The organism is Ferrovibrio sp., assembly GCF_029255545.1.
In the GTDB taxonomy this organism is placed as follows: domain Bacteria; phylum Pseudomonadota; class Alphaproteobacteria; order Ferrovibrionales; family Ferrovibrionaceae; genus Ferrovibrio.
Genome location: NZ_JANLJJ010000091.1, coordinates 96,306 through 120,379, shown reverse-complemented (window position 1 = coordinate 120,379; position 24,074 = coordinate 96,306). Strand labels below are relative to the sequence as shown.

Here is a 24,074-nt window from a genome sequence, read left to right as displayed (position 1 = left end):
GAGCGAAATACGCTGCGCTAATCAGGAGCCTCCCGTGAACGACCTTACCCTCGTTATCGGCAACAAGAATTATTCGAGCTGGAGCCTGCGGCCCTGGCTGGCGCTGAAAGCCACCGGGCAGCCCTTCAAGGAGGTGCTGATCCCCCTGCGCCGGCCCGATACCAAGACCACGATCCTGCTGCATTCGCCGGCCGGCAAGGTGCCGGCGCTGAAGCATGGCGACCTGCTTGTCTGGGAGAGCCTGGCGATCTGCGAATATATCGCCGAGACCTGGCCGGAGGCGAAGCTGCTGCCGGACGACAGCCGTGCCCGCGCAGTGGCCCGCAGCGTGATGAGCGAGATGCATGCCGGTTTCGCCGCCCTGCGCCATGATCTGCCGATGGATATCTGCCGCCTGGGCAAGGCGCCGGGCATTCCCTCGGAAGAGGCCAGGCACGATATCGCCCGCATCCAGCAGATCTGGCAGGATTGTCGTGGCCGTTTCGGCGCCAATACCGACGATGGCGGCGGCGATTTCCTGTTCGGCCGTTTCAGCCTCGCCGACTGCATGTATGCGCCGGTGGCGACGCGGCTGCGCAGCTACGGCGTGCCACTGGATGCCGTTTCAGCGGCCTATGTCGACGCGATCTATGCCCTGCCCATCATGCAGGAATGGATCGCCGCCTCGGCGAAGGAACAGCCGCTGCCGGAAGACTGATCAGGTGATCAGCTTCATCTCGCGATAGAAGCGCTCGGCGCCGGCATGCAGCGGCGCGGAGACGCCAAGCAGGGCGGTGCCGAGGCGGATTTTCTGGGCCATGGCGGGGCCGGCATCGAGAATGCGGCGGTTCTGCGGATGCCACAGGGCGCGCAGGATTTCATAGGCCAGGTCGGCGTTCAGGCTTTCCGGCACCACCCATTGCATGCCGATGCTCAGGGTTTCGGTCTCCGCCACATCGGTATAGGTGCGGGCGGGGATGATATCGCGGCTGAAGAAGGGATGCCGGCGCAGCGCGCCCTCGATCTGCTTGCCGGCGAGCGGCACCAGTTCGGCGATCCTGCGGTCGGTCAGGTCGCCGACGGTGGGGGCCGGCTGGCCCGAGATCAGGAAGAAGGCATCGAGTTCGTCCCGGGCCATCAGGTCGGCAGCCTCGCCCGGATCGACTTCCAGTACCTTCACCTGCTGCAGCCGCACGCCATAGGCGGTCAGGATGATCTCGGCATTGAATCGCGTGCCCGAGCCGCTGCGGTCGATCGAGACGCGCTTGCCGACCAGGTCGCGCAGTTCGGCGATGCCGCTGCCGCGGCGGACCACGAGATGGATGGTTTCCGGATACAGGCTGGCCAGCACACGCAGATTGGCCTGCTTGGCGCGGCGGAAATACAGGCCCTCGCCCTGCCAGGCGCTGACGACCAGATCGGCCTGGGCGAAGCCGGATTCGATGCTTTCATTGCCTACCGCGGCCAGATTGGCGACCGAGCCCGGGCTGGTCAGCGCCACCGCGATCAGGCCGGGCACGCCGCAGGAGCCGCCCTTGTCGCAGGGCCGGCTGCCCGGCGGATTGGAAATGGCGGAGGCGATGGTGACGCCGACCGGGAAGGCGGTGGTATGGGCCGAGCCGGTCAGGATGCGGAAAAAGCCGGCGGTGGCGGGCGTGTCCGGGGCCTGCGCCGTCTGCGTCTGGCCGGCCGCCTGGCGAAGGCCGCCCAGATTGGTTGCCAGACCGGCGGCTACCCCAGAGGCAATGGACGTGCGGAGGAAATCGCGGCGGCGCATCGGTTTTTTATACGCCCGTCGCCGGCGGCTGGCCAGCGACGCTTTGATGACCGGCCTGCGGGGCGGCGGCTAGTCCTGCGGGCGGCCCGGCCGATCAAACGGACGGTCGAATTTCAGCTTGGCGGCCAGCACGGCGGCGGTCAGGCAGAGCGTGACCAGATTGGCCGCGATCAGGCCGGGCGAGCCGATCAGCAGGCCGTAGATCAGCCACAGCGCGATGCCGATATTCATCAGCAGGAACATGACCAGCGAGATGTCGCGTGCCGTGCGCGAACGCCACACCTTCAGGACCTGGGGCACATAGGCGAGCGTGGTCAGGAAGCCGGCGACCAGGCCGGTCGATTCGATCAGTTCAGCGGACATGGCCGCACTATACGCGGTCAGACCCGGGTGATGAAGGCGTTCTGCAGCCGGGCGATGGCGATGCGCAGGGCGGCATCCTCATAGGGCCGGGCCGGCAACTTGCCCCAGATCGGCGCGGGCCAGGCCGGGTCCTCGCGGAAGCGGGCGACGACATGGACATGCAACTGCGGCACCATGTTGCCGAGCGCGCCGACATTCAGCTTGTGCGGCTCGAAACAATGTTGCAGCACGCGCTGGGTCTGGGCGATCTCGTTGATCAGCAGCTTGCGCTGCTTTTCGTTCAACTCGTGGATCTCGGTGATGTTTTCCACCGCCGGGATCAGCACCAGCCAAGGATACTGGGCGTCGTTCATGAGCTGCACCAGGCAGAGCTTCATGCGGCAGACCGGCAGAGTATCCCGGCGTAACTGGTCATGCAGGCTGAACATCGGTATCTTCGCTTTCCAAAGAGCGATACGCGTCGCGCATCGCGCTGATAAACCATTCACAGAGGATTTGTCCATGGCCGCGAAAACGCTGCCCGTATTGCGCGTGAAAGCGCGCGAAGAACGCCGTGTGAAGGGTGGACATCCCTGGGTGTACTCCAATGAGCTGGAACTCGACGCCACGGCGAAAGCACTGCCACCCGGCACGCTGGTACGCCTGCTGGACGCCCATGGCGCGGGTATCGGCGTGGCAAGTTTCAATCCTCACTCGCTGATTGCGGCACGATTGTGGTCGCGCGACACCGAGGCGCGCATTAATGCGGAATTTCTCAGCGCCCGGCTGCAATCGGCCAAATTGCTCCGGGAGCGCTGCTTTTCCTCGCCTTACTACCGCCTGGTGCATGCCGAGGCCGATGGCATGCCCGGCGTGGTGATCGACCGCTATGGCGACGTGTTCAGCCTGCAGGCCAACACCGCCGGCGCCGAGCTGCTCACCCCGCTGCTGGTCGAATCGCTGCAGGCCCTGTTCAAACCGCGCGCGGTGGCGCTGCGCAACGATTCAGCCGTGCGCAAGCTGGAGGGCCTGGAGCAGGAGATTCGGCTGGCCGCCGGCGCGCTGGATACGCCGGCCGTGGTGGAAGAGGGCGGCGTGCGCTTCGCGCTCGATCTGCTGGAGGGGCAGAAGACCGGCTGGTATTTCGATCTGGCCGGCGCGCGCGCCATCCTGGCCTCTCTTGCGAAAGGGCAGGAGATGCTGGACTGCTACTGCAATTCCGGCGCCTTCGCGCTGACGGCGGCGAGGGCCGGGGCGAAGAGCGTGGTCGGCATCGACCGCTCGGACCTGGCGCTGGCGCAGGCAACGGAAGCCGCCAGGCAGAACGGCCTGGCCAGGATCGCGCGGTTCGAGAAGGGCGAGGCCTTTGATGCGCTGGAGAAGCTGAACCAGTCCGGCGCGCGTTTCGGCATCGTGGTCACCGACCCGCCGAATTTCGTCAAAAGCCGCAAGGATCTCGGGCCAGGCAGCCGGGCCTACCGGAAACTCGCCAAGCTGGCCGCGCCGCTGGTGGCGCCGGGCGGGATCTGGTTCGTGGCCTGTTGCGCCCATCTGCTGCCGGGCGAATTGTTTGCCAAAGAAGTCGCGATCGGGCTGGGCAATGCCGGCCGCAGCGGTCGCATCCTGTATCAGGGCGGCGCCGGCCCCGACCATCCGGTGCATCCGCACCTGCCGGAAAGCGCCTATCTGAAATGGCAGATCCTGCAGCTCGACTGAATTAGCGCCGGTTCAGGCTTTTGAACCAGGGCTCCAGCCGGCGGATCGCCTCGTCGACGACGCTGGCATCCATGCAGAAGGAAAACCGGATGAAGCGGTGGCCGTCCCTGGTGTCGAAATCGACGCCGGGCGCCGTCACCACGCCGGTTTCCTCCAGCATGCGTTTGCAGAAGGCCACGCTGTCGTCGCTGAAATCGCCGATATCGGCATAGAGGTAGAAGGCGCCGTCGGGCGGCGCGAAGCGCGTGATGCCGAAACGCGGCAGCGCCGTCAGCAGGGCATCGCGATTGCGCTGGTAGGCCAACACGCGGGCCTGCAATTCGGCGTCGGAGTCCAGCGCGGCGATGCCGGCGAGCTGCGACAGGGTCGGCGCTGAAATCTGCAACGAGCCATGCAAAGCCTCGATGCGCGGCACCAGGCGCTCGGGCAGCACCAGCCAGCCGAGCCGCCAGCCGGTCATGCCCCAGTATTTCGAGAAGCCGTTGATCACGATGGCTTCGTCGCCAGCGGCGAGAACCGTGTCCGCCGGGCGGTCGTAGGTGACGCCGTGATAGAGCTCGTCGACGATCAGCCACAGGCCGCGGCGGCGGCAGGCCTCGTAGACCGCCTGCAGTTCGGCCGCCGACAGCATGGTGCCGGTCGGATTGGCCGGGCTGGCCACCACGATGCCTTTCACGTGCGATGGCAGCGCCTCGATCATCTGCGGCGTGACCTGGAACCGCGTCGCGGCATCGGTGCCGACGCGATGCGGGATCAGGTCGAGCGCCTTCAGGGTGCCGCGATAGGCCGGATAGCTCGGCTCGACCACCGCTACCGTGTCGCCCGCGGAGAAGCAGGCGAGGAAGGCGAGCATGAAGCCCGAGGAGGTGCCGATGGTCAGCGCAATGCGCGACGCCGGGATCGCCAGGCCGTGGCGGCGGCGATAGAGCGTGGCGATGCCCTCGCGCAGCGCCGGCATGCCGAGCGCTTCGGTATAGCCGAGCTGCCGCCCGCTGCTCAGCGCCAGCTGGGCGGCGGCGATCGCGGCCTGCGGCGGCGGCAGGGTCGGCTCGCCGACCAGCAGGTTGACCACCTGGCCGCCGGCCTTCACCCGCGCATTCACGGCCTTGAAGATCTCCCACATCTGGTAGATTTCCACGTCGCTGCGTGGGGCGGGCTGGGGCGCGGCAAAAACGCGGTCGGCGTGGGCAAGCATGTCCGGGTCAATCCACCGAGAAGGTGACGGCTTCGATGCGGTAGCCGTCAAGGTCAAGCACGAAGCCGGCATAGTAGGTCGGCGTATACTGCGGGCGCAGGCCCGGCGCGCCATTGTCATGCCCGCCCCGCGCCAGCGCAATGGCATGGAAGGCGTCGACCGCGCCGCGCGTGTCGGCGCGGAAACACAGATGCAGGCCGGATTGCGGGTCGGGCGGCACCGGGCTTGGGCTTTGCCCGAGCCAGAATTGCGGCCGGGCGCGGCCATATCCCAGGCCATGCGGCCCGTCATAAAGCCGCGTATAGCCCAGCGGCTGCAGCGCGGCGTCGTAGAAGCGGCCGGCGGCGGCAAGATCGCGCACGCCGATGGAAACATGGTCGAACATCTTGCCTAACCCTTTTGTTGGTTAGATCGAGCATAACCCGAGACAGCGCCATTCGCCAGAGCGACGCCAAGGCTGACGGCGACGATCCCGGCCCAGGTGGCCAGCTCGGGCCATTCGCCGAGCAGCGGAATGGCCAGCAGGGCGGTCAGCGCCGGGGTCAGCGCGCCGAAGGCGGCGGCGCTGGCGGCGCCGAGCCGGCGCACGGCGAAGCCATAGGCCGCCATGCTGAGCAGGCCGGAAGCAACCGACTGGAACACCTGCACGCCGACCTCGAACAGCGGCGCCACGAGCAGGCGGCTGTCCAGCAGCAGATAGACCGGCGCATAGGCCAGGAAGGAGGCGACATAGACCACGGCGGCGGCCTGCCAGACGCCCAGCCCGCTTTTTTTCATGGCGATGGTGTAGCAGGCCCACATGGCGCCGGCGGCGACGAACATCAGGTCGCCGCGCCAGGTGTTGCCGGTATCGTGCAGGATCTGCCAGCCGCCGACGGCGATGGCGCCCAGCAGCATCAGCAGGATGCCAAGCCGGCGCGACGGCGTGAAGCGCTCGCCCAGCAGCAGCACCGCCAGCAGGGCGGCAAAAAGCGGCATGCTGCCGGGCATCAGGGCGCCGGCATGGGCGGCGGGGGCGAAGACCATGCCGCCGCTACTGGTCAGCAGGAAGGGCAGGCCGGAGCCGGCGACCAGCACGGCGAGCACCAGCGGATAGCGCGGCTGCTCCGCCGCCGAAGACGGCCGCCGGGGCGGATGCCGAAGCAACACCGGCAGCAGGATCAGCGCGGGCAGGGCGAGGCGCAGGAACACGACATCCCACAGCGACAGGGTGCCGGTGACGCCGAAGCGGGTGGCGACCAGCCCGGCAGCCCACAGCATGACGGTGAAGAGGGCCGCCGCTGCCCCGAAGAGGCGGGTCGGTTCGGCACGGGCCGGTTTGGCCAGTGTTTGGGCGGCGGGGTCGGCGAGGCAGCTATCGGCAGACATGGTCTGAATCTCTCAGCTGGGGTGACGGCAGAATGCCGCGGGGCGTACAGGCATGTCCTTGCTATTTCTGCCTGTTATGCGATGATTTCGGCAATCTTTTGTTATTGATAGTTCATTTTCAGGCAGATCATGCCAAATCCATCGCTGGACGCCTTCGACCACAAGATTCTCGCCGCCCTGCAGCGTGATGGCCGCCTGAGCAATGTCGACCTGGCGGCAGAAGTCGGCCTGTCGCCGTCGCCCTGCCTGCGCCGGGTCAAGCGGCTGGAGCAGGAGGGCTATATCCGCGGCTATCGTGCGGTGCTGGATCGCCGCAAGGTCGGCCTTGGCCTGACCGTCTATGTCGATATCAAGGTTGAGAAGCATTCCACCGAGAATGCCGCCATGCACCAGCGCCTGCTGGAGGCAATTCCGGAAGTGGTGGCAGCCCATATGGTGTCGGGCGAGGCGGATTTCGTCGCCGAGGTGGTGGTGCCCGACCTGGCGGCCTATGAGGAACTGTTGACCGAGCGGCTGCTGAGCCTGCCGATGGTGAAGGATGTCCGGTCGAATTTCGTCATCCGCCCGGTCAAAACCGACGCCGCCCTGCCGCTTGGCCACCTGAGCCGGGACTGAGCTGTCCAGCGCGGCCGGTAAACCGCCGTCCCCTCGACTCTTTTCGGGCGTCACCGTATAGTCCGGCGACCGCCGCAAAGCCGCCATATTGCCTGCCTAATCACTGCCCCGCCGGAACGCCGGCAGGGGCGGGCCGGAACGATACGGAGCGCTGCCAGGCGGGTCATCGGGTTGGGTTTCTAGCTGTCAGGCTGCCATGCGCTATTCGGGACTTCTCGTCCTCTTCCTCGTTGCCGTGCTCAATCTGGCCGGCTGGGCCTACATGAACCGTCCGATCGAGCCGCGTCCCTGGGGCGAGGTGATGAACGGCGTCGACTACACGCCGTTCCGCGGCGACCAGGACCCGCGCAACAACAAATTCCCCTCCGAGGCCGAGATCGAGCAGGACATGCAGCTGCTCGCCGGCCAGGTGAAGCAGATCCGCACCTATTCGATGCTGGATGGCCAGAGCGAGATCGCCAAGATCGCCGGCCGCTATGGCCTTGATGTGATGCAGGGCACCTGGCTGGATGGCCGGCTGGAGCGCAACGAGCAGGAAATCGAGGCGCTGGTGCAGGCCGCGCGCACGCACGGCAACATCCGCCGCGTGCTGGTCGGCAACGAAACCCTGCTGCGCGCCGACATGCCGATCCAGGATCTGGTGCAGTATATCCGCCGCGTCCGCACCGAACTGGCCGACAGGCATATCGAGGTTTCCACCGCCGAGACCTGGGATATCTGGCTGCGCTATCCGCAGCTAGGCCGCGAAGTCGATTTCATCGCCATCCACCTGCTGCCTTACTGGGAAGGCCAGGCGCCGGACAAGGCCGTTGAATACGCATTGTCGCGCTACCAGCAGGTCAAGGACGCCTATCCGACCAAGAAGGTGGTGATCACCGAGATCGGCTGGCCGTCGGAAGGTCGCATCCGCCGCGACGCCTTGCCGAGTCCGACCACCCAGGCCGCCTTCCTGCGCGGCTTCCTCAACATCGCCAACCAGCGTGGCCTCGACTATTTCATCCAGGAAGCCTTTGACCAGCCGTGGAAGCGCAACATCGAGGGCTCGGTTGGCGCCTACTGGGGCGTCTACAATGCCGACCGCACGCCGAAATTCCCCATGGTCGGCCCGGTCAGCGACCGGCCGCACTGGCCGCAGCTGGCGGCCGCCTCGATCCTGCTGGCCTTGCCGCTGATGGCGTGGTTCCTGGCGCGCTGGTCCGACCTGCGGTTCTCCGGCCGCTTCTTCTTCATCGCGCTGATCCAGATCGTGACCAGCGCGCTGGTCATGGTGGTCGATTCCGGCCTGCGCACCTACATGAGTCCGGGCATCGCGCTGATGTGGGCGATGCTGCTGCCGCTGCTGCTGCTGCTGTTCATGGTGGTGCTGGCGGAAGGCCTGGAGCTTTCGGAAGTGATCTGGGCCAGCCGGCGCCAGCGGCATTTCCTGCCGTTCAAGACCGATATCGAGCGCGCCTGGCCGAAGATCTCGATCCATATTCCGGCCTATAACGAGCCGCCGGAAATGCTGAAGAAGACGCTCGATGCGCTGGCGCGGCTGGATTACCAGAATTACGAAGTGCTGGTGATCGACAACAATACCAAGGACGAAGCGGTGTGGCGGCCGGTCGAGGAATACTGCCGCCAGCTCGGCGACAAATTCCGCTTCTTCCATGTCGCGCCGCTGCAGGGCTTCAAGGCCGGCGCGCTGAATTTCGCCCTGCGCAACACGGCGAAGGATGTCGAGATCATCGGCGTGATCGATGCCGATTACCTGGTCGAACCCGACTGGCTGAAATCGCTGGTGCCGTATTTCGACCGCGCCGACATCGGCTTCGTGCAGGCGCCGCAGGATCATTACGACTGGAAGAACGACACCTTCAAGGAATTCATCAACTGGGAATATGCCGGCTTCTTCCAGATCGGCATGGTTCAGCGCAACGAGCGCGACGCCATCATCCAGCACGGCACCATGACGCTGGTGCGCCGCAGCGCCATCGAGCATGTCGGCCCCTGGGCCGAATGGTGCATCTGCGAGGATGCCGAGATGGGCCTGCGCCTGCTGGCCGGCGGCTGGCATTCGATCTATACCGACCGTCGCTTCGGCTACGGCCTGACGCCGGACACCTTCTCGGGCTACAAGAGCCAGCGCTTCCGCTGGGCCTATGGCGCGGTGCAGATCATCAAGCGGCACTGGCGCGACATGCTGCCGGGCGACGAGCGCAAGCTCGATCCGATGCAGCGCTACCATTTCGTCACCGGCTGGATGCCGTGGTTTGCCGATGCGCTGGGCCTGGTCTTCGCCATCGCCTCGCTGGCCTGGACGGTTGGCGTGCTGGTGATGCCGAAATATTTCGAGCTGCCGCTGGCCCTGTTCCTGCTGCCGGTGGTGGCGGTGTTCGGCGCCAAGCTGGCGCAGTTCCTCTGGCTCTACAAAATCCGCGTGCCCTGCACGCTGCGGCAGCGGCTGGGCGCCGGCCTCGCCGGCCTGGCGCTGACCTACACCATCGCCAAGGCGATGCTGTTTGGCCTGTTCACCTCCAAGCTGCCCTTCATTCGCACGCCGAAGCATGAAGACCAGGCCGCCTTCGTGCAGGCCCTGATCATGGCGCAGGAAGAAGTGCTGCTGGCGGCTCTGCTGGTGCTGGCCGGCATCGGCATGTGGAATTTCCAGGGTGGCGAGGATCCGGAGGCGCGACTCTGGGCCATCGTGATGTGGGCGCAGTCGGTGCCATACTGGGCCTCGCTGGTGCTGGCCGCGATCAGCACGGCCCCCAAGCCGCCCAGCAAGGAGGCCGCGCCGGCCCAGGCGACCCCGGTCGTCGCGCCAGTCGTCACCTCGGCGCCCGCACAGGGTACGCCGGCCCAATGATCGCATCACGGTGATCGGATTCCTGTGACGGCGGCCGCCAGCTCCAAGCCCAACGGATGATAGTCATGCATGCGCCGAGGCCGAACACGGCCACCCGCTTCCTGCTGTTGCTGCTCTGCCTCGCGCTGGGCGCGGCGCTTACCATCCTGATCTGGTGGTGGCCGAACCGTCCGGTGCAGGTGGGGCATGATCCTGGCGGGCCCAAGGTCGGCATGATCGAAAGCCTGTCCTTCGCGCCGTTCCGGCGCGGGCAGGGGCCGCTGGACAAGATCTATCCCAGCGCGGCCCAGGTGGAAGAGGATCTGGCCAGCCTGCAAGGCATCACCAGAGGCGTGCGCACCTACACGGCCCGCGAGGGCCTGGAGGTCGTGCCGGAAAAAGCCGGTAAATACGGCCTGCAGGTGATGCAGGGCATCTGGCTTGGCCGCGAGCCGGCAATCAACGATGCCGAAGTGGACGCCGGCATCCGGCTGGCCAACCGCTATCCCGGCACCATCAAGTCGGTGATCGTCGGCAACGAGGTGCTGCTGCGCAAGGATCTCACGGTCGATCAGCTGATTGCCCAGATCCGCCGGGTCAAGGCGGCGGTGAAGCAGCCGGTGACCTATGCCGATGTATGGGAATTCTGGCTGCGCTTCCCGCAACTGCTTGATGAGGTCGATTTCGTCACCGTGCATTTCCTGCCCTACTGGGAGGATATGCCGATCAGCGTCGCGCATTCCATGCCGCATATCATGGAGGTCTATCGCACGGTGCAGGCCAAGCTGCCGGGCAAGCCGGTGGTGATTGGCGAAGTCGGCTGGCCGAGCCAGGGTCGTTCGCGCCGCGAGGCGATTCCCTCGACCATCGAGGCCGCCGGCTTCATCACCGATTTCCTGCAACTGGCCGAACGCGAGAAGCTCTCCTACAACCTGGTCGAGGCCTTCGACCAACCCTGGAAGGAGCGGCTGGAAGGCACCGTCGGCGCCGCCTGGGGCGTGCTCGACGAAGTCCGGCAGCCGAAATTCGACGTCGGCGGCATGGTCTCCGACCTGCCGGAATGGCCGCTATTCGCCGGCCTGTCGCTGCTGCTGGGGCTTATCCTGATGGTGGTGCGGGCGCAGCAGCTGGCGGCCCTGCCGCCGCGCGCCATGCTCACCGCCGTGCTGTTCGCGCAGGCGCTCGCCGTGCTGCTGGCGGCCGCCATCGAACACGGCCTGGAATACAATTATTCGCCCCGGCATCTGATCGAATTCGCCGTGCTGGCCTCGGTGCAGGGCGTGTTCGCCGCGCTGCTGTTCGCCGAACTGCTCGATCGCCTGGGCGGGAGCGATCGGCCAGCGGGGCCATTGCGTCCGCTGGGTGCCGGCCTTGCCGAGGTCCGTCGCTTCGCGCCGCTGTATCTCGGAGCCGGCCGCGCCCGCGTTCCGGCTGCGACGCTGGCCAGCCACGCCACCCTGCAACGCGCGCGGCTTGCCGAATGGATCTATGGCCTGCTGGCATTGTGGGCCGTCTATCACGGCGTCATGCTGGTGGTGGCCGGCCGCTATCGCGATTTTCCGATCGACTATTTTCTGCTGCCGATCACCGGCTTCATCGTTTTGCGTCTGCTAACCAGCAGGCGGGAGACCGGTGCGGCGCGCTTTGCCCTGGCGGCCGGCTTCGTTCGCCCGGCCGCGCAGGCCGGGAGCAATCCCCGTTTCGGCTGGGAGGCCGTGCTGGGCTTCCTGCTGCTTTGCCTGCCGGTGCTGGTGCTGCTGATCGAGACCCTGCACAACCGCGAGGCAATCTACTGGTGCGCGATCATGGCCCTCTATGCGCTGCCCTTGCTGGGCAACCTGCTGACCGCGCGGGCGGCCGCCTCGGCCGGGGCCGGACTGGCGGACAAAGCAATTGCCCAATCCTCCCCCAGCCGGTAAAACCGACGCTCACCTGTTTGACGCAACGTAAGTTCTGGGAGGAACCTTATGAGCCATACCCGCCGGAGATTTGTCGCTGCCGCGGCGCTGTCCCTGTCCCTTGCCGTCACTGCAGGTGCGGCCAAGGCGCAGGATTTCGTCAACATTCTGACTGGTGGTACCTCGGGCGCCTATTATCCGATCGGCGTTGCGCTGTCGAACGTCTACACCAAGGCCATGCCGGGTGCGAAAATCCAGGTACAGCCGACCAAGGCCAGCGTTGAGAACCTGAATCTGCTCAATACCCGCAAGGGCGAGATCGCGCTGACGCTCGGCGACACGCTTTCGAATGCCTGGAAGGGCGATGCCGAAACGGGTTTCCCGCAGAAGCTGACCTCGCTGCGGGTGATCGCCGCCGCCTACAACAACTACATCCAGATCGTCGCCAGCAAGGATTCGGGCATCAAGACCCTGGCTGACCTGAAGGGCAAGCGCATTTCCGTCGGCGCCCCGAAATCGGGGACCGAGATCAATGCCCGCGCCGTGCTGGGCGCCGCCGGCCTGACCTACAAGGATTTCTCCAAGGTCGAGTATCTCGGCTTCGGCGAGTCGGTCGACCTGATGAAGAACCGCCAGCTCGACGTCACCCTGCAGTCGGCGGGCCTGGGCGTCGCCTCGATCCGCGACCTCGCCAACTCGGTCGATATCGTCATCGTGCCGGTTCCGGCCGACGTGGTGAAGAAGATCGGCGATCCGGCCTACCTCACCGACACGATCCCGGCCGGGACCTACAAGGGCCAGGACGCCGCCGTGCCGGCCGCCGCGGTCGGCAATTACTTCGTCTCCACCGACAAGGTCAGCAATGACCTCGCCTACAAGATGACCAAGGCGATGGTCGAGGGTCTTGATCAGCTTTATGCCGCGCATTCCGCGGCCAAGGGCATCAAGAAGGAAGCCATGGCGGCGAACCCGCCGGTGCCGCTGCATCCGGGCGCCGAGAAGTATTACAAGGAAAAGGGCATGATCAAGTAAGCGATCGGCTGCCTGATTACAGCGCCGGCGCCGAGGCGAAAGCCAGGGCGCCGGCGTTTCAGTATCCAAGAGGGGAAGCGTACCATGACCGCCAGCAACGCCGCCGATAAAGAGACCCCGGCCATCATCGATCGCGAGAATCCGACGCATGGCCTGACCCAGCTGGTCGGCTGGCACGGCAAGGCGGTGTTCTACATTGCCGTCGTATTCACCTTCTTCCAGATCATCACCGCGGCGTTCAGCCCGCTCTCCTCCCAGGTGCTGCGCAGCCTGCATGTCGGCTTTCTGCTGCTGCTCACCTTCGTGTTGTTCCGCTATCGCCACGGCAAAAGCAGCGACCGCGTGCCCTGGTATGACTGGGCGCTTGGCCTGCTCGGGTTCGCGCTGGCCTTTTACCACTGGGTGTTCGAAGCCGACCTGATCCTGCGCGCCGGCGATCCGATCCTGGTCGACCTGATTGTCGGCGCCATCGTGGTGGCGCTGGTGGTCGAAGGCGCGCGCCGCATCATGGGCTGGGAGCTGCCCCTGATCTGCGCCATCTTCATTCCCTATGCCCTGTTCGGTCGTGAGCTGCCGGGCTTCCTGGTGCATCGTGGCTTCGACATCGAGCAGGTGATCGACACGCTGTTCCTCGGCACCGAAGGCATCTATGGCACGCCGACTTTCGTCTCGGCGACCTTCATCTTCCTGTTCATCCTGTTCGGTGCCCTGCTCGAGCGCGCCGGCATGATCCAGCTGTTCAACGACATCGCGCTCGGCACCGTGGGTCACCAGAAGGGCGGTCCGGCCAAGGTGGCGGTGATCTCGTCGGGCCTGATGGGCACCATCAACGGCTCGGGCGTCGCCAACGTGCTGACCACCGGCCAGTTCACCATCAAGCTGATGCAGCGTTTCGGCTATACGCCACGTTTCGCCGGCGCGGTCGAGGCGACCGCTTCGATGGGCGGCCAGATCATGCCGCCGGTGATGGGCGCGGTGGCCTTCATCATGGCCGAGACGATCGGCGTGCCATATTCCGATATCGCGCTGGCCGCGGTGATCCCGGCGCTGCTGTACTTCGGCTCCGCCTTCTGGATGGTGCATCTGGAGGCCGGCCGCCGCAACCTGACCGGCATGCCGAAATCGGAATGCCCGAACGCACTGACGGCGATCCGCAAGCAATGGTATCTGCTGCTGCCGCTCGGCGTGCTGGTCTATCTGCTGTTCACCGGCTTCACGCCGCTGTTCGCCGGCACCATCGGCATGGCGCTGACCGCCATCCTGATCCTCGGCCAGCAGGCCACGGTCACGACCCGCAGCATCCTGCTGCGCTTCGTCTTCTGGATCGTGCTCGGCCTGGCCGCGGCGATGCTCTATCAGGTGATCGGCCTGCGCATCGAGGTGGCGGCTGTCACGCTGATTGCCGTGCTGATCGTCACCACCTGGTTCGTCAAGGGCGGCCTGGAGGCGCAGCGGCTGTTGCTGCACAGCTTCGCCGACGCGGCCAAGGGCGCGCTCGGCGTGGGCATGGCCTGCGCGCTGGTCGGCATCCTGATCGGCATCATGCAGATGACCGGCCTGGCCAATGCCATCGCGCGCGGCATCCTGGCGGTGGCCGGCGACAACCTGCTGCTGGCCCTGATCATGACCATGGTGGCCTGCCTGATCCTCGGCACCGGCCTGCCGACCATCCCGAACTACATCATCACCAGCTCGATGGCTGCGCCGGTGCTGCTGGAAATGGGCGTGCCGCTGATCGTCAGCCACATGTTCGTGTTCTACTTCGGCATCATGGCCGATCTGACGCCGCCGGTGGCGCTCGCCGCGCTCGCCGCCTCGTCGATCGCCAAGGAAAGCCATATGAAAATCGCGGTGACGGCGACCAAGATCGGCATTGCCGGTTATGTCGTGCCGTTCATGGCGGTCTATACGCCGGCGCTGATGCTGCAGGGCGGCACCTGGTTCGATACCGCCTATGTGCTGTTCAAGGCGGTGATCGCGGTTGGCCTGTGGGGCGGCGCCGCCAGCGCCTGGCTGCTTGGCCCGATGAGCTGGCCGGAACGCATCTGGGCGACGGCGGCAGCCTTCCTGTTCGTGGTGGCCCTGCCGGTTACCGACGAGATCGCGGCGGCGCTCACCGTCAGCTTCCTTGTCTTCCACTGGTGGAAGATCCGGCGGGCCAAAACCACGGCGGCCTGATGCCTGGCCTCTGCCTCGTGCTGGGCGCGGCGATGGTCGCGCTTGGCGTCGATGCAACCGAGCTGCGCTGGACCCACAGCGTGCAGAAAACCGAGTGGCGCGAGAGCTGGCGCGCCACATCGGCCGGCCTGCAGCTTGAACGCGCCGCCGTGCAGGGCAGCGGCGCCGGCATGGAACCGGGCGAAGGCGCGAGACTCGAAAACGGCTTCTGGGCTTGGCGCCCGCAGCGCCCGCCACAGCCTGAGCTGATCCTGACGCGCTCGGGTTACACCGGCGCCGACTGGCAGATCTGCATCAAGGGAAGCTGCCGCGATGTCGGCAGTTACTTCCCCGGCAGCGCGCCTGACCAGGACGCGATCCTGAAACCCTGTCCTTAAAGGACGACCGGCAGCGCGCGCAGGCGCTTGCCGCTGGCGGCGAAGATCGCGTTGGTCAGCGCCGGCGCCACCGGCGGCACGCCGGGCTCGCCGATGCCGCCGGGCGGGGCGTCGCTCTCCACCAGATGCACCTCGATGGGCGGCGTGTTGGCCATTTGCAGCATGCGGTAAGAATCGAAATTGCCTTCCTGCACGGCGGCATCCTTCAGGGAGACCTTGCCGTGCAACGCGGCGGTGAGGCCGAAGACCGCACCGCCGGACAACTGCGCCTTCACGATGGCCGGGTTGACCACCGTACCGGCATCGGCGGCGATGGTGATGTGGTCGATCGCCAGGTTGCCATCGCGCATTGTCACCTGCGCCACCATGGCGACGATGCTGCCAAAGCTTTCATGCAGGGCGATGCCGCGACCCTGGCCTTCGCCCAAAGCCGTGCCCCAGCCGGCTTTCCCGGCCGCCAGCTCCAGCACGCGGCGATGGCGCGGCCGGGCGGCGAGCATCTGCAGGCGATACTCAAGCGGGCCCTGCTTCGCCGCATGGGCGGCCTCGTCGACCAGGCTTTCCTTGACGAAGGCGGAATGGGAATGGCCGACCGAACGCCAGAAGCCGACCGGCACCGGGGTATCGACGGCAACGTATTTCAGCGCCGTGTTGGGAATCGCATAGGTGCCATCCAGGCAGCCCTCGATGGCGGTCTCGTCCGGTCCCAGCCAGGTGGCGGCGGCAAGGATGCGTTTCATGATCGAGGGCGAGGCCAGCGCATGCTTCCAGGCCACCAGCCGGCCCTGGCCATCGAGGCCCAGCTTGACGCGATGCAGGGCGGCGGGCCGGTAGAAATCGCGCCGCATGTCCTGTTCGCGGGGCCACATCACCTGCACCGGCTTGCCGGTGACCGCCTTGGCCACGGTGGCGGCCACGGCGACGAAATCGGCCTCGGCGCGCCGGCCGAACCCGCCGCCCAGATAGGTGGTGTGGATGCGCACGCGATCTTCCGACACGCCGGTAACCGAGGCGGCAGCCTTCTGCGCCATGGTCTGGGCCTGGGTCGGCGCCCAGACATCGACGCCATCGGGGCCGATCCGCACCGTGGCATTCATCGGCTCCATGGTGGCATGGGCCAGGAACGGCAACTGATAATCGGCGCTGATCACGGTGGCCGCCGCGCCGAGCGCCCGGTCGGCATCGCCGGCTTTGTGCGCCTCCTTGCCTTCGGTGTCGACGAGAGCGTTTAGCCGGCGCCACAGCATCGCGTCGTCGAAGCCGCCATCAACCTCCGGCCGCGTCCATTCCGCCGTCACGGCATCGCAGGCCTGCATGGCGCGCCAGGTATTGTCGGCCACCACGGCGAAGCCATCCGGCAGGCGCACCACCGCCTTGATGCCGGGGCGGGCGAGGGCGGCTTTATCGTCGAGCGATTTCAGCATGGCGCCGAAGGCCGGCGCCCAGCGGATGGCGGCGAACAACAGGTCAGGCTCGCGTATGTCGAGGCCGAAATCGGCGCTGCCGTCGATTTTGGCGGCGGTATCGACGCGCTTGTCATGCTGGCCGATCAGCCGCCAGAGGCCGCGTGGTTTCAGCGGCGGGTTGTCCGGCGCATCCAGGGCCGCAGCCGCGTCCGCCAATGCTCCGTAACTCAGGCTGCGATTGCTCGGTTTGTGCAGCACCATGCCGTCGGCCGCGTCGCATTCCGGCGCCGGAACTTTCCAGCGTTCGGCGGCGGCCTGCACCAGGCGCAGTCTGGCTTCGGCCCCGGCCCGGCGCAGACTGTCGAAGCCGCCGCGGATCGAGGTCGAACCGCCGGTCACCTGCTGGCCGATCAGGCGGCCAAGCTGCTCCAGGCCCCAGAGCGGCAGGCCGCTTAAGCTTTCTGCCTTGCCGCCGCTGAGCATGCTCTTGATCATATAGACATTGCGGTAGGCCTTGTCGGCCGGCGCGTTGCGGATGATGACTTTCAGGGGATCGATCCCGAGCTCCTCGGCCAGCAGGGTGGCCAGCCCGGTATGGGCGCCCTGGCCCATCTCGGAGCGGTCGATCAGAAACGTGATACGGTCGTCCCGGCCGATATGCAGCCAGGCATTGAGCCGGGCGACCAGTGGCACGGATACCGTGGTCTGGCCGCGCGCTGGCGCCGGCAGGGCGATACCGATCAGCAGCCCGCCGGCCGTGAGTCCTGCGGCACGCAGCAGGCTGCGACGGGTGGGCGAAAAAGCGCCGGCACGGCGAATGGGGCGGGCGGAAGGCATTGGCGTCTCCCGAAGCTGCGGACCATGGCAGGATACAGGCCGGACCGGCCGGCTCCAAGCCGGCAATGGCAAGACGAAAGAGGCAATCGGGTGACAATGTCGCGGTTGAGTTTCCGGCGCGGCAGGGCTAAGCCGGTACATCAACCATAACAACGCCGTTCGCCATGTCCTCCCCGTCTGTCACCGCCGCCACCCGCGGCCAGCGCCTTGCCCTGGCCGGCCTGGTGATCGGCGCGCTTGCCATCGCCTTTTCGCCGATCTTCGTGCGCCTGTCGGAAGTGGGGCCGACCGCGACCGGCTTCTACCGCACGATCCTGGCCGTGCCGCCTTTGTGGCTGTTCTGGCAGTTCCGCCCGGCCAGCGCGAAAAGCATGGATGCGCCGGGCCTGCCGCCGCTGGGCCTGATCCTGATTCCCGGCCTGCTGTTCGCCGGCGACCTGTTCTTCTGGCACCTGTCGATCCAGTACACCACCGTGGCCAATGCCACGCTGCTGAGCAATTTCGCGCCGGTGATCGTCACGCTGGGCGCCTGGCTGGTGCTGCGCGAGAAGATCACGCCATCCTTCCTGGTCGCCTTACTGGTGTCGATCTGCGGCGCGCTGATGCTGGTGGGAGCCAGTTTCCAGCTTGGCGGCGATTATGTGTTCGGCGACATGCTGGCTTTCACCACGGCGATCTTCTACGGCGCCTACATGATCGCGGTGGCCAAGCTGCGCGGCCGGCACAGCACGCAGCAGCTGATGCTGTGGTCCAGCCTGGTCAGCGGCCTGGCCCTGCTGCCGGTGGTGTGGGTGATGGGCGAGGGCCTGCTGCCGCCGACGCTGACCGGCTGGGCGACGCTGTTTGGCCTGGCCTGGCTGAGTCATGCGCTGGGCCAGAGCCTGATCGCCTATGCGTTAGGCCACCTGCCGGCATCGTTTTCCTCGCTGGTGGTGCTGATCCAGCCGGTGGCGGCCGCCTTCTTCGGCTGGCTCTGGCTGGGCGAGGGGCTGCAGCCGCTGCAGATGGCGGGTGGCGTCGTGGTGCTGGGCGGCATCCTGCTGGCGCGCCGCGCGCAGCTCAAGGCCGGCTAGGCCGCCGAACTGGCGGCGCGCTTCGCTGCGAAATCGACGAACCAGACCAGGCTGCCTGGATTGACCATGGTGCCGGGATTGGAAACCTTCTCGGCCGGCTGGCCGAGCAGGATCTTCTTCACCGGCACTTCCAGCTTCTTGCCCGACAGGGTGCGCGGAACCTCGGTCACCTGGAAGATGTCGTTGGGCACGAAGCGTGCAGAGACCGCCTTGCGGATTGCCTGGTTGATGCGGTCCTTCAGGGCGGCATCCAGCGCGATGCCGGGCCGCAGTACCACGAACAATGGCATGTAGGATTCACGGCCCAGGTATTCGAGATCGATCACCAGGCTGTCGAGCACCTCGGGCAGTTCCTCCACCGCGCGGTAGATTTCCGCCGTGCCCAGCCGCAGGCCATAGCGGTTGATGGTGGCATCCGACCGACCGTAGATCACCGCGCCACCGCGCGGCGTGATCCTGATCCAGTCGCCATGGCGCCAGACGCCGGGATACATGTCAAAATAGCTGTCGCGATAACGCTGGCCGTCCTTGTCGTTCCACAGGAACAGCGGCATGGACGGGATCGGCGAGACGCAGACCAGTTCACCCACCTCGTTGTCGAGTGGTTTGCCCTGATCGTCATAAGCCTGGATGTCGGCGCCGAGGCAACGCACCTGCATCTCGCCGGCATAGACCGGCAGCATGACGCAGCCGGCCACGAAAGCGCCGGCAAAGTCGGTGCCGCCGGAAATCGAGGTCAGCCAGACATCCTGGCCGAGCTCGCCGTAAATCCAGGCGTAAGACTCTTCCGACAGCGGCGATCCGGTCGAGCCGACGCTACGCAGATGCGACAGGTCGGCGATCTGGCGCGGCTGCACGCCCGCCTTCTGGCAATTGGCATAGAAGGCCGCGCCGGCGCCAAAGAAGGTGGCCTTCGTTTCGCCGGCGAAGCGCCAGAGAGTTGTCCAGTCTGGATGGCTCGGCGCGCCGTCGTAGATGGCGATGGTGGCGCCGACCAGCAGGCCCGAAACCTGGGCGTTCCACATGATCCAGCCAGTGCTGGAATACCAGTGATAGACATCGTCAGGCCCGATGTCGTTATGCAGGGCCATCATCGCCATGATGACCATCAGGATGCCGCCATGACCGTGCACGATCGGCTTGGGCAGGCCGGTGGTGCCGGATGAATAGACCACCCAGAGCGGATGGTCGAACGGCACCGGTTCGACTTTTAATTCGGCGGGCCTGGCAACGATGTCGGCCCAGTTGCCGATGCGGACATTCGTCGGCATGGCGTGGCTGCCCAGGAATGTACTTTCCTGCCCCGGCATCAGGATCAGGTCGGCCAGGCTGGGCAGGGCGGCGACCATCTCGGCCAGCACCTCGCCTTTGTCGTGGTGTTTGCCGTTGTAGTCGCAGGACGGCACGGCAAACAGCGCCTTGGGTTCGATCTGGCGGAAACGGTCGAGCACCGCGTTCAGGCCCATATCGGGCGAGCAGACCGACCAGATCGCGCCGAGGCTGGCGGTGGCGAGGAAGGCGATGATGGTTTCCGGCGTGTTCGGCGCATAGGCCACCACGCGGTCGCCGCGCCGGATGCCTTTGCCGCGCAGATAGGCGGCCATGCTGCCGACTTTTTCATGCATCTCGCGCCACGACATCTGGCGCAGCGGCTGGGCTTCCGAAGCAAAAAGAATGGCCGGCCGCGCATCGGTTTCGTGCCGCAGCACCTGGTCGACGAAATTCACCTCGGCGCCGGTGAACCATTCCGCGCCGGGCATCTCGCGTTTGCCCAGAACTTTCGTATAGGGCTTATGGGCCCTGATCTCGAAGTAATCCCACAGCGAGGCCCAGAAGCCTTCCAGATCGCTGACCGACCAGCGCCACAACGTATCGTAATCAGCGAAATCGCGGCCACGCTCGCGCTTCAGCCAGTCCATGTAATGGCGCAGCCGGCTGCGGCCGATCCGATCGGCCGAGGGGGACCATAACAGGGCTGGGGCGTCACTCGCGCTCATGTTTCCTCCGGAGAACGTCTAGGCCTTCTCGATCAGCTTAGCGATCTCGGGCGAAAATGCACCATCCAGCAGGATGAAAGCCATGCGGGCGGGATTGGTCTCTGACGGATTTTCCCAGGCATGGTCGGTGCCGCGCTGCACCACCACATCGCCGGCCTGCAGATGCGTGCGCGAGCCATCGTCCAGCACCAGCACGATCTCGCCGAACACCACGATGCCGTAATCCACCGATTCCGTGCGGTGCATCATCGGATGCGGGCTGTCGGGCTTCCAGGTCGAGGCATGGGCCGAACCAACCATGGCGAAGGCAGCCTCTGCCATCTCGCGCGTCATGGGCGGGCGGGCGGCCTGTTTCGGGCCGAAATCGACGAAGCGGATGATGCTGCCCTGTTGCGGCGGTTCGATCTGCAGCGGGCGAGCAGTCGGATCGGCGCCGTTGTCGACGCGCACCGGGCTGCCACTGGTGTTCCAGATTTCGTAGAAGGCGACGCCGATCTCGGGTTTTTCCAGCGTCGGCTGCATGGCGGTATCCATGGCGACGACGGATTTGCCGTTGGCATCATGGCCGGTGACGATGCGGCGGGGCGTGCGGTTCATGGGCGGTCCTTCCAGTGCACCATGGGCAGGCCGGCAACCGGGCTGCGGAACCACGGGATATTGGTGCCAAACAGGGTGCCGATATAGGCATTGCGCAGGTCGGGGCCGCCGAAGGTGACACTGGCGATCCAGGGCGTGACGCTGCTGCGGGTGGCCATCATCAGCTCGGGCGTGGTCGCGCCGGCCTGATAGGCGGCCTCAAGGGCTGCGATGGCCTGCGGGTTGCCATCGTCGAACAGAGTCAGCATCTCGCCCTCGGGCGTGAGCGCGATCAGCTTCTCGGCCATCACCAGGGTGACCCAGAGATTGCCGAAAGAATCGAAGGCGCAGCCATCGGGGAAGCCGGCCGGGCCGAAATCGCCGGGGCCAAAAATCTCGCGGTTGCCCAGGCTGCCGTCCGCGTTGGCGCGGAAGCGGGTGATGCGGCGGCCGCAGGTTTCCACCGCGTAGAGATATTCCTCGCGGGCGTCGAAACGGATCTCGTTGGTGAAATGCAGGCCATCGGCCACGATGCGCAGGCCACGCTCGTCGGCCAGCGCAATGAAACCGTCATCTATGCCGGGGCGGATCGCTTCCATCCAGTTCTTGATGCGGGTGGAGACGGTAAGCCAGACGCGGTCTTTCGAGTCGCGCAGCACGAAATTGACCTTGCCGATTGGCCGGCCGTCGATGCTGTCATACAGCACGCGGCTGCGGCCTTCGCGATCCATCACCTCCAGCCGGTCGGTGCCGAAATTCGAGATCAGGATGTCGCCGTTGCGGGCAAAGGCCAGGCCATTGGGCAGGGTGCCCTCGGTGAAGCGTTTGGCCAGGTCGGTGGTGCCGGCAAAGTGGCTGTCGGCCTGCTGGGCGATCAGGCGCTGGCTGCCATCAGGCGAAATCCACATCACGCCACCACGGGCATCGGCCGACCACAGCGTGCCGTCGGGTTCGGCCAGGATGCATTCCGGCCGCTGCAGGTCGCGGCCGACGAAGTTCAGGTCATCGCGGGTGAGGCGAAAGCCATGCAGCGGATTGGCGGCGGGCATGTCACACCAGGGCCAGGGTGAGTTTGGGGAACAGTACCAGGATGATCAGGGTCAGCAGCATGATCGCGGCAAAGGGCAGCGTGCCAACGAAGATCGCGCGCAACGTGATGCGTGAGTCGTTCAGCGTACTCTTGATGACAAAGACGCTGAGGCCGAAGGGCGGGGTGAGCAGGCCGATCTCGACGGCGACGATGGTGATGATGCCGAACCAGATCAGGTTCATGTCGAAACCGCTGGCGATGGGCAGCATCAGCGGCAGCACGATCAGCAGGATCGAGCTGGAGTCGATGAAGCAGCCGAGGATGACGATCAGCAGGATATAGACGGCGAGGAAGGCGAAGGGGCCGAGGCCGGCGGCGCTGATCTCGGAAACCAGGAATTGCGGCACGCCGGAAAGCGCCAGCATGCGGGTATAAAGGCTGGCGCCGACGATCAGGAAAGAGACGGCGACGGTGACGTGGCCGGTTTCGACCAGAACCTGCCAGAATTTCCTGTTGTCCAGCTTGCGCTTCCACAGCGCGATCAGCAGCGCCCCGGCGGCGCCCACGGCGCCGGCATCGGTGGCGGTGAAGAAGCCGGCATAGATGCCACCCAGAACGGCAGCAATCAATGCCATGATCGGCAGCAGCTTGGCGGCCATCTCGCGACCGCCCATCAGGGTTTCGTGACCGGCATCGCCTTCGGGTCGTCCGCCGACATAAGACGGCCAGAAGCGTGCCATCAGCATGATGCCGATGGCATAAGTGAGCGCCAGCAGCAGGCCGGGCACGACGCCGGCCATGAACATGCTGCCGACCGAGACCTCGGCGAGGAAGCCATACAGGATCATCAGCAGGCTGGGCGGGATCAGCATGCCCAGCACGGAGGAGCCGGCCACCACGCCGGTGGCGAAACCGGGTTTGTAGCCGTAGCGCAGCATCTCGGGCACGGCGACGCGGGTGAACACGGCGGCCGAGGCGATCGAGATGCCGGTGATGGCGGCAAACACCGCGTTGGCCGCGACGGTGGCGATGCCCAGTCCGCCACGCAGGCGGCGCAGGCCCTGGTTGGCGACCTCGAAGGCATCCTTGCCGATATCGGCGATCGAAACCAGGAAACCCATCAGCACGAACAGCGGCACGACGCCGAAGATATGGCTGGCGACCGCGTCCGACGCGCCCTGGGCCAGCATGGAGGTGGCGACCTCGGGGCTATCCTTGATCAGCCAGACGCCGACGAAGGACGTGAGGCCAAGGGCGACGGCGACATGCAGGCCGAGCCAGATCAGCAGCATCATGCCGGCCAGGGTAAGGAAACCAATCTCAAGGCCGGTCATTTGCCACCTGCAAAAACGAAACGGAAATCCTGCCAGGCCATGATCAGATATTGCAGCCCGGTGGCAGCCGAACCGATCAGGATCAGCAGCCGGATCGGCCAGGTCGGCGCGGTGAAATCGCCGGCGGCGCCGACATATTCACCGATCTCGATGGCTTCCTGGAACGGCGCGATGCTGCCCCAGAAAATGATGGCGAGAAAAATAACGCCGAGCAGGGCGAACAGGCCCTGCAGGGCATGGCCAGCGCGCGGTCGCTTAATCAGCAGGGTTTCGATCACCATGTCGGAACGCGTCATGCGGCCAACCATCAGGGTATGGCCAAGCTGCAGGAAGACGATGCCGACAATGGAGAGCGACAGCAATTCGGTGGTGCCGCGGACCGGGCTGGAAAACAGCTCGCGTCCAAGGATGTCGCTATTGATCAACACCATGAGGAGGAAAATCCACACGGTGCCGAGGGCGTTCATCGCCCCCAGCAGACGGGAAAACATCGACGGCACCACCGATTGATTTCGTG

At 65.9% G+C, this 24,074-nt stretch carries 21 protein-coding genes; 9 read left to right on the top strand and 12 right to left on the bottom strand.

The window, feature by feature from the left end:
- The first annotated feature begins 34 nt into the window (after positions 1-34).
- The gene (locus Q1J79_RS17990) at positions 35-697 is read left to right on the top strand and encodes a glutathione S-transferase family protein (RefSeq protein ID WP_300303091.1); all 663 of its coding nucleotides are present in this window, start codon (positions 35-37) and stop codon (positions 695-697) included.
- Here Q1J79_RS17990 and Q1J79_RS17985 read toward each other — a convergent pair whose 3' ends face one another.
- The 3 genes from Q1J79_RS17985 to Q1J79_RS17975 all read right to left on the bottom strand — a co-directional run bounded on the left by Q1J79_RS17985 (position 698) and on the right by Q1J79_RS17975 (position 2,547).
- Positions 698-1,756 carry a TAXI family TRAP transporter solute-binding subunit gene (locus tag Q1J79_RS17985; protein ID WP_300303090.1) on the bottom strand — a complete coding sequence of 353 codons (1,059 nt, stop codon included), beginning with the start codon at positions 1,754-1,756 and terminating at the stop codon, positions 698-700. It lies immediately after the preceding gene.
- A 69-nt stretch (positions 1,757-1,825) separates the two neighbouring features.
- Positions 1,826-2,119 carry a SemiSWEET family sugar transporter gene (locus Q1J79_RS17980; RefSeq protein WP_300303088.1) on the bottom strand — a complete coding sequence of 98 codons (294 nt, stop codon included), beginning with the start codon at positions 2,117-2,119 and terminating at the stop codon, positions 1,826-1,828.
- Between the two features lie 17 nt (positions 2,120-2,136).
- Positions 2,137-2,547, bottom strand: a complete 411-nt coding sequence (locus tag Q1J79_RS17975; protein WP_300303086.1) for an HIT family protein — start codon at positions 2,545-2,547, stop codon at positions 2,137-2,139.
- A gap of 73 nt (positions 2,548-2,620) precedes the next feature.
- Here Q1J79_RS17975 and Q1J79_RS17970 point away from each other — a divergent pair, with 73 nt between their 5' ends.
- On the top strand, positions 2,621-3,814 hold the full coding sequence (locus tag Q1J79_RS17970; protein ID WP_300303084.1) for a class I SAM-dependent rRNA methyltransferase: 1,194 nt from the start codon (positions 2,621-2,623) through the stop codon (positions 3,812-3,814).
- Position 3,815: 1 nt separating this feature from the next.
- On the opposite strand, the gene Q1J79_RS17965 is transcribed toward Q1J79_RS17970, so the two are convergent.
- From Q1J79_RS17965 to Q1J79_RS17955, 3 genes are read right to left on the bottom strand one after another with little or no spacing between them, the layout of a single operon-like run.
- Positions 3,816-5,009: an aminotransferase class I/II-fold pyridoxal phosphate-dependent enzyme gene (locus Q1J79_RS17965; protein ID WP_300303082.1), complete on the bottom strand. Its 1,194-nt coding sequence runs from the start codon at positions 5,007-5,009 to the stop codon at positions 3,816-3,818.
- Between the two features lie 7 nt (positions 5,010-5,016).
- A complete protein-coding gene (locus tag Q1J79_RS17960; protein ID WP_300303080.1) occupies positions 5,017-5,394 on the bottom strand; it encodes a VOC family protein in 378 nt (125 codons plus the stop codon).
- A 5-nt stretch (positions 5,395-5,399) separates the two neighbouring features.
- Positions 5,400-6,377, bottom strand: a complete 978-nt coding sequence (locus tag Q1J79_RS17955; RefSeq protein ID WP_300303078.1) for a DMT family transporter — start codon at positions 6,375-6,377, stop codon at positions 5,400-5,402.
- 129 nt (positions 6,378-6,506) lie between these two features.
- Here Q1J79_RS17955 and Q1J79_RS17950 point away from each other — a divergent pair, with 129 nt between their 5' ends.
- The 6 genes from Q1J79_RS17950 (at position 6,507) to Q1J79_RS17925 (ending at position 15,304) form a co-directional block, all read left to right on the top strand.
- Positions 6,507-6,992, top strand: coding sequence for an Lrp/AsnC family transcriptional regulator (locus Q1J79_RS17950; protein ID WP_300303076.1), 486 nt, complete (start codon positions 6,507-6,509; stop codon positions 6,990-6,992).
- A 196-nt stretch (positions 6,993-7,188) separates the two neighbouring features.
- On the top strand, positions 7,189-9,840 hold the full coding sequence (locus Q1J79_RS17945; protein ID WP_300303074.1) for a glycosyltransferase: 2,652 nt from the start codon (positions 7,189-7,191) through the stop codon (positions 9,838-9,840).
- 65 nt (positions 9,841-9,905) lie between these two features.
- The gene (locus Q1J79_RS17940) at positions 9,906-11,738 is read left to right on the top strand and encodes a hypothetical protein (protein ID WP_300303072.1); all 1,833 of its coding nucleotides are present in this window, start codon (positions 9,906-9,908) and stop codon (positions 11,736-11,738) included.
- A gap of 48 nt (positions 11,739-11,786) precedes the next feature.
- Positions 11,787-12,749 carry a TAXI family TRAP transporter solute-binding subunit gene (locus Q1J79_RS17935; RefSeq protein WP_300303070.1) on the top strand — a complete coding sequence of 321 codons (963 nt, stop codon included), beginning with the start codon at positions 11,787-11,789 and terminating at the stop codon, positions 12,747-12,749.
- An 84-nt stretch (positions 12,750-12,833) separates the two neighbouring features.
- Positions 12,834-14,927: a TRAP transporter permease gene (locus Q1J79_RS17930; RefSeq protein ID WP_300303068.1), complete on the top strand. Its 2,094-nt coding sequence runs from the start codon at positions 12,834-12,836 to the stop codon at positions 14,925-14,927.
- Positions 14,927-15,304 (top strand): DUF1850 domain-containing protein, encoded by a 378-nt coding sequence (locus tag Q1J79_RS17925; RefSeq protein WP_300303066.1) that lies wholly within the window; start codon positions 14,927-14,929, stop codon positions 15,302-15,304. The genes Q1J79_RS17930 and Q1J79_RS17925 overlap by 1 nt, the downstream gene beginning before the upstream one ends.
- Here the strand turns inward: Q1J79_RS17925 and Q1J79_RS17920 are convergent.
- Positions 15,301-17,547: a molybdopterin cofactor-binding domain-containing protein gene (locus Q1J79_RS17920; protein ID WP_300303064.1), complete on the bottom strand. Its 2,247-nt coding sequence runs from the start codon at positions 17,545-17,547 to the stop codon at positions 15,301-15,303. The genes Q1J79_RS17925 and Q1J79_RS17920 overlap by 4 nt on opposite strands.
- Positions 17,548-17,711: 164 nt before the next feature.
- Between Q1J79_RS17920 and Q1J79_RS17915 the strand changes: the two genes are divergently transcribed.
- Positions 17,712-18,620, top strand: coding sequence for a DMT family transporter (locus Q1J79_RS17915; RefSeq protein WP_300303062.1), 909 nt, complete (start codon positions 17,712-17,714; stop codon positions 18,618-18,620).
- On the opposite strand, the gene Q1J79_RS17910 is transcribed toward Q1J79_RS17915, so the two are convergent.
- Genes Q1J79_RS17910 through Q1J79_RS17890 form a run of 5 tightly spaced genes read right to left on the bottom strand, consistent with a single transcriptional unit; the run spans position 18,617 to position 24,048 of the window.
- Positions 18,617-20,617: an acetoacetate--CoA ligase gene (locus Q1J79_RS17910; protein ID WP_300303060.1), complete on the bottom strand. Its 2,001-nt coding sequence runs from the start codon at positions 20,615-20,617 to the stop codon at positions 18,617-18,619. The genes Q1J79_RS17915 and Q1J79_RS17910 overlap by 4 nt on opposite strands.
- Positions 20,618-20,635: 18 nt before the next feature.
- Complete coding sequence (locus Q1J79_RS17905; protein ID WP_300303058.1) at positions 20,636-21,214, bottom strand: cupin domain-containing protein; 579 nt, start codon at positions 21,212-21,214, stop codon at positions 20,636-20,638.
- Positions 21,211-22,242 (bottom strand): SMP-30/gluconolactonase/LRE family protein, encoded by a 1,032-nt coding sequence (locus Q1J79_RS17900; RefSeq protein ID WP_300303057.1) that lies wholly within the window; start codon positions 22,240-22,242, stop codon positions 21,211-21,213. The genes Q1J79_RS17905 and Q1J79_RS17900 overlap by 4 nt, the downstream gene beginning before the upstream one ends.
- A 1-nt stretch (position 22,243) precedes the next feature.
- Entirely contained in the window at positions 22,244-23,557 is a 1,314-nt protein-coding gene (locus tag Q1J79_RS17895) for a TRAP transporter large permease (protein WP_300303055.1), read from the bottom strand.
- A complete protein-coding gene (locus Q1J79_RS17890; RefSeq protein ID WP_300303053.1) occupies positions 23,554-24,048 on the bottom strand; it encodes a TRAP transporter small permease subunit in 495 nt (164 codons plus the stop codon). Before Q1J79_RS17890 ends, Q1J79_RS17895 begins: the two co-directional genes overlap by 4 nt.
- Between the last annotated feature and the right edge of the window lie 26 nt (positions 24,049-24,074).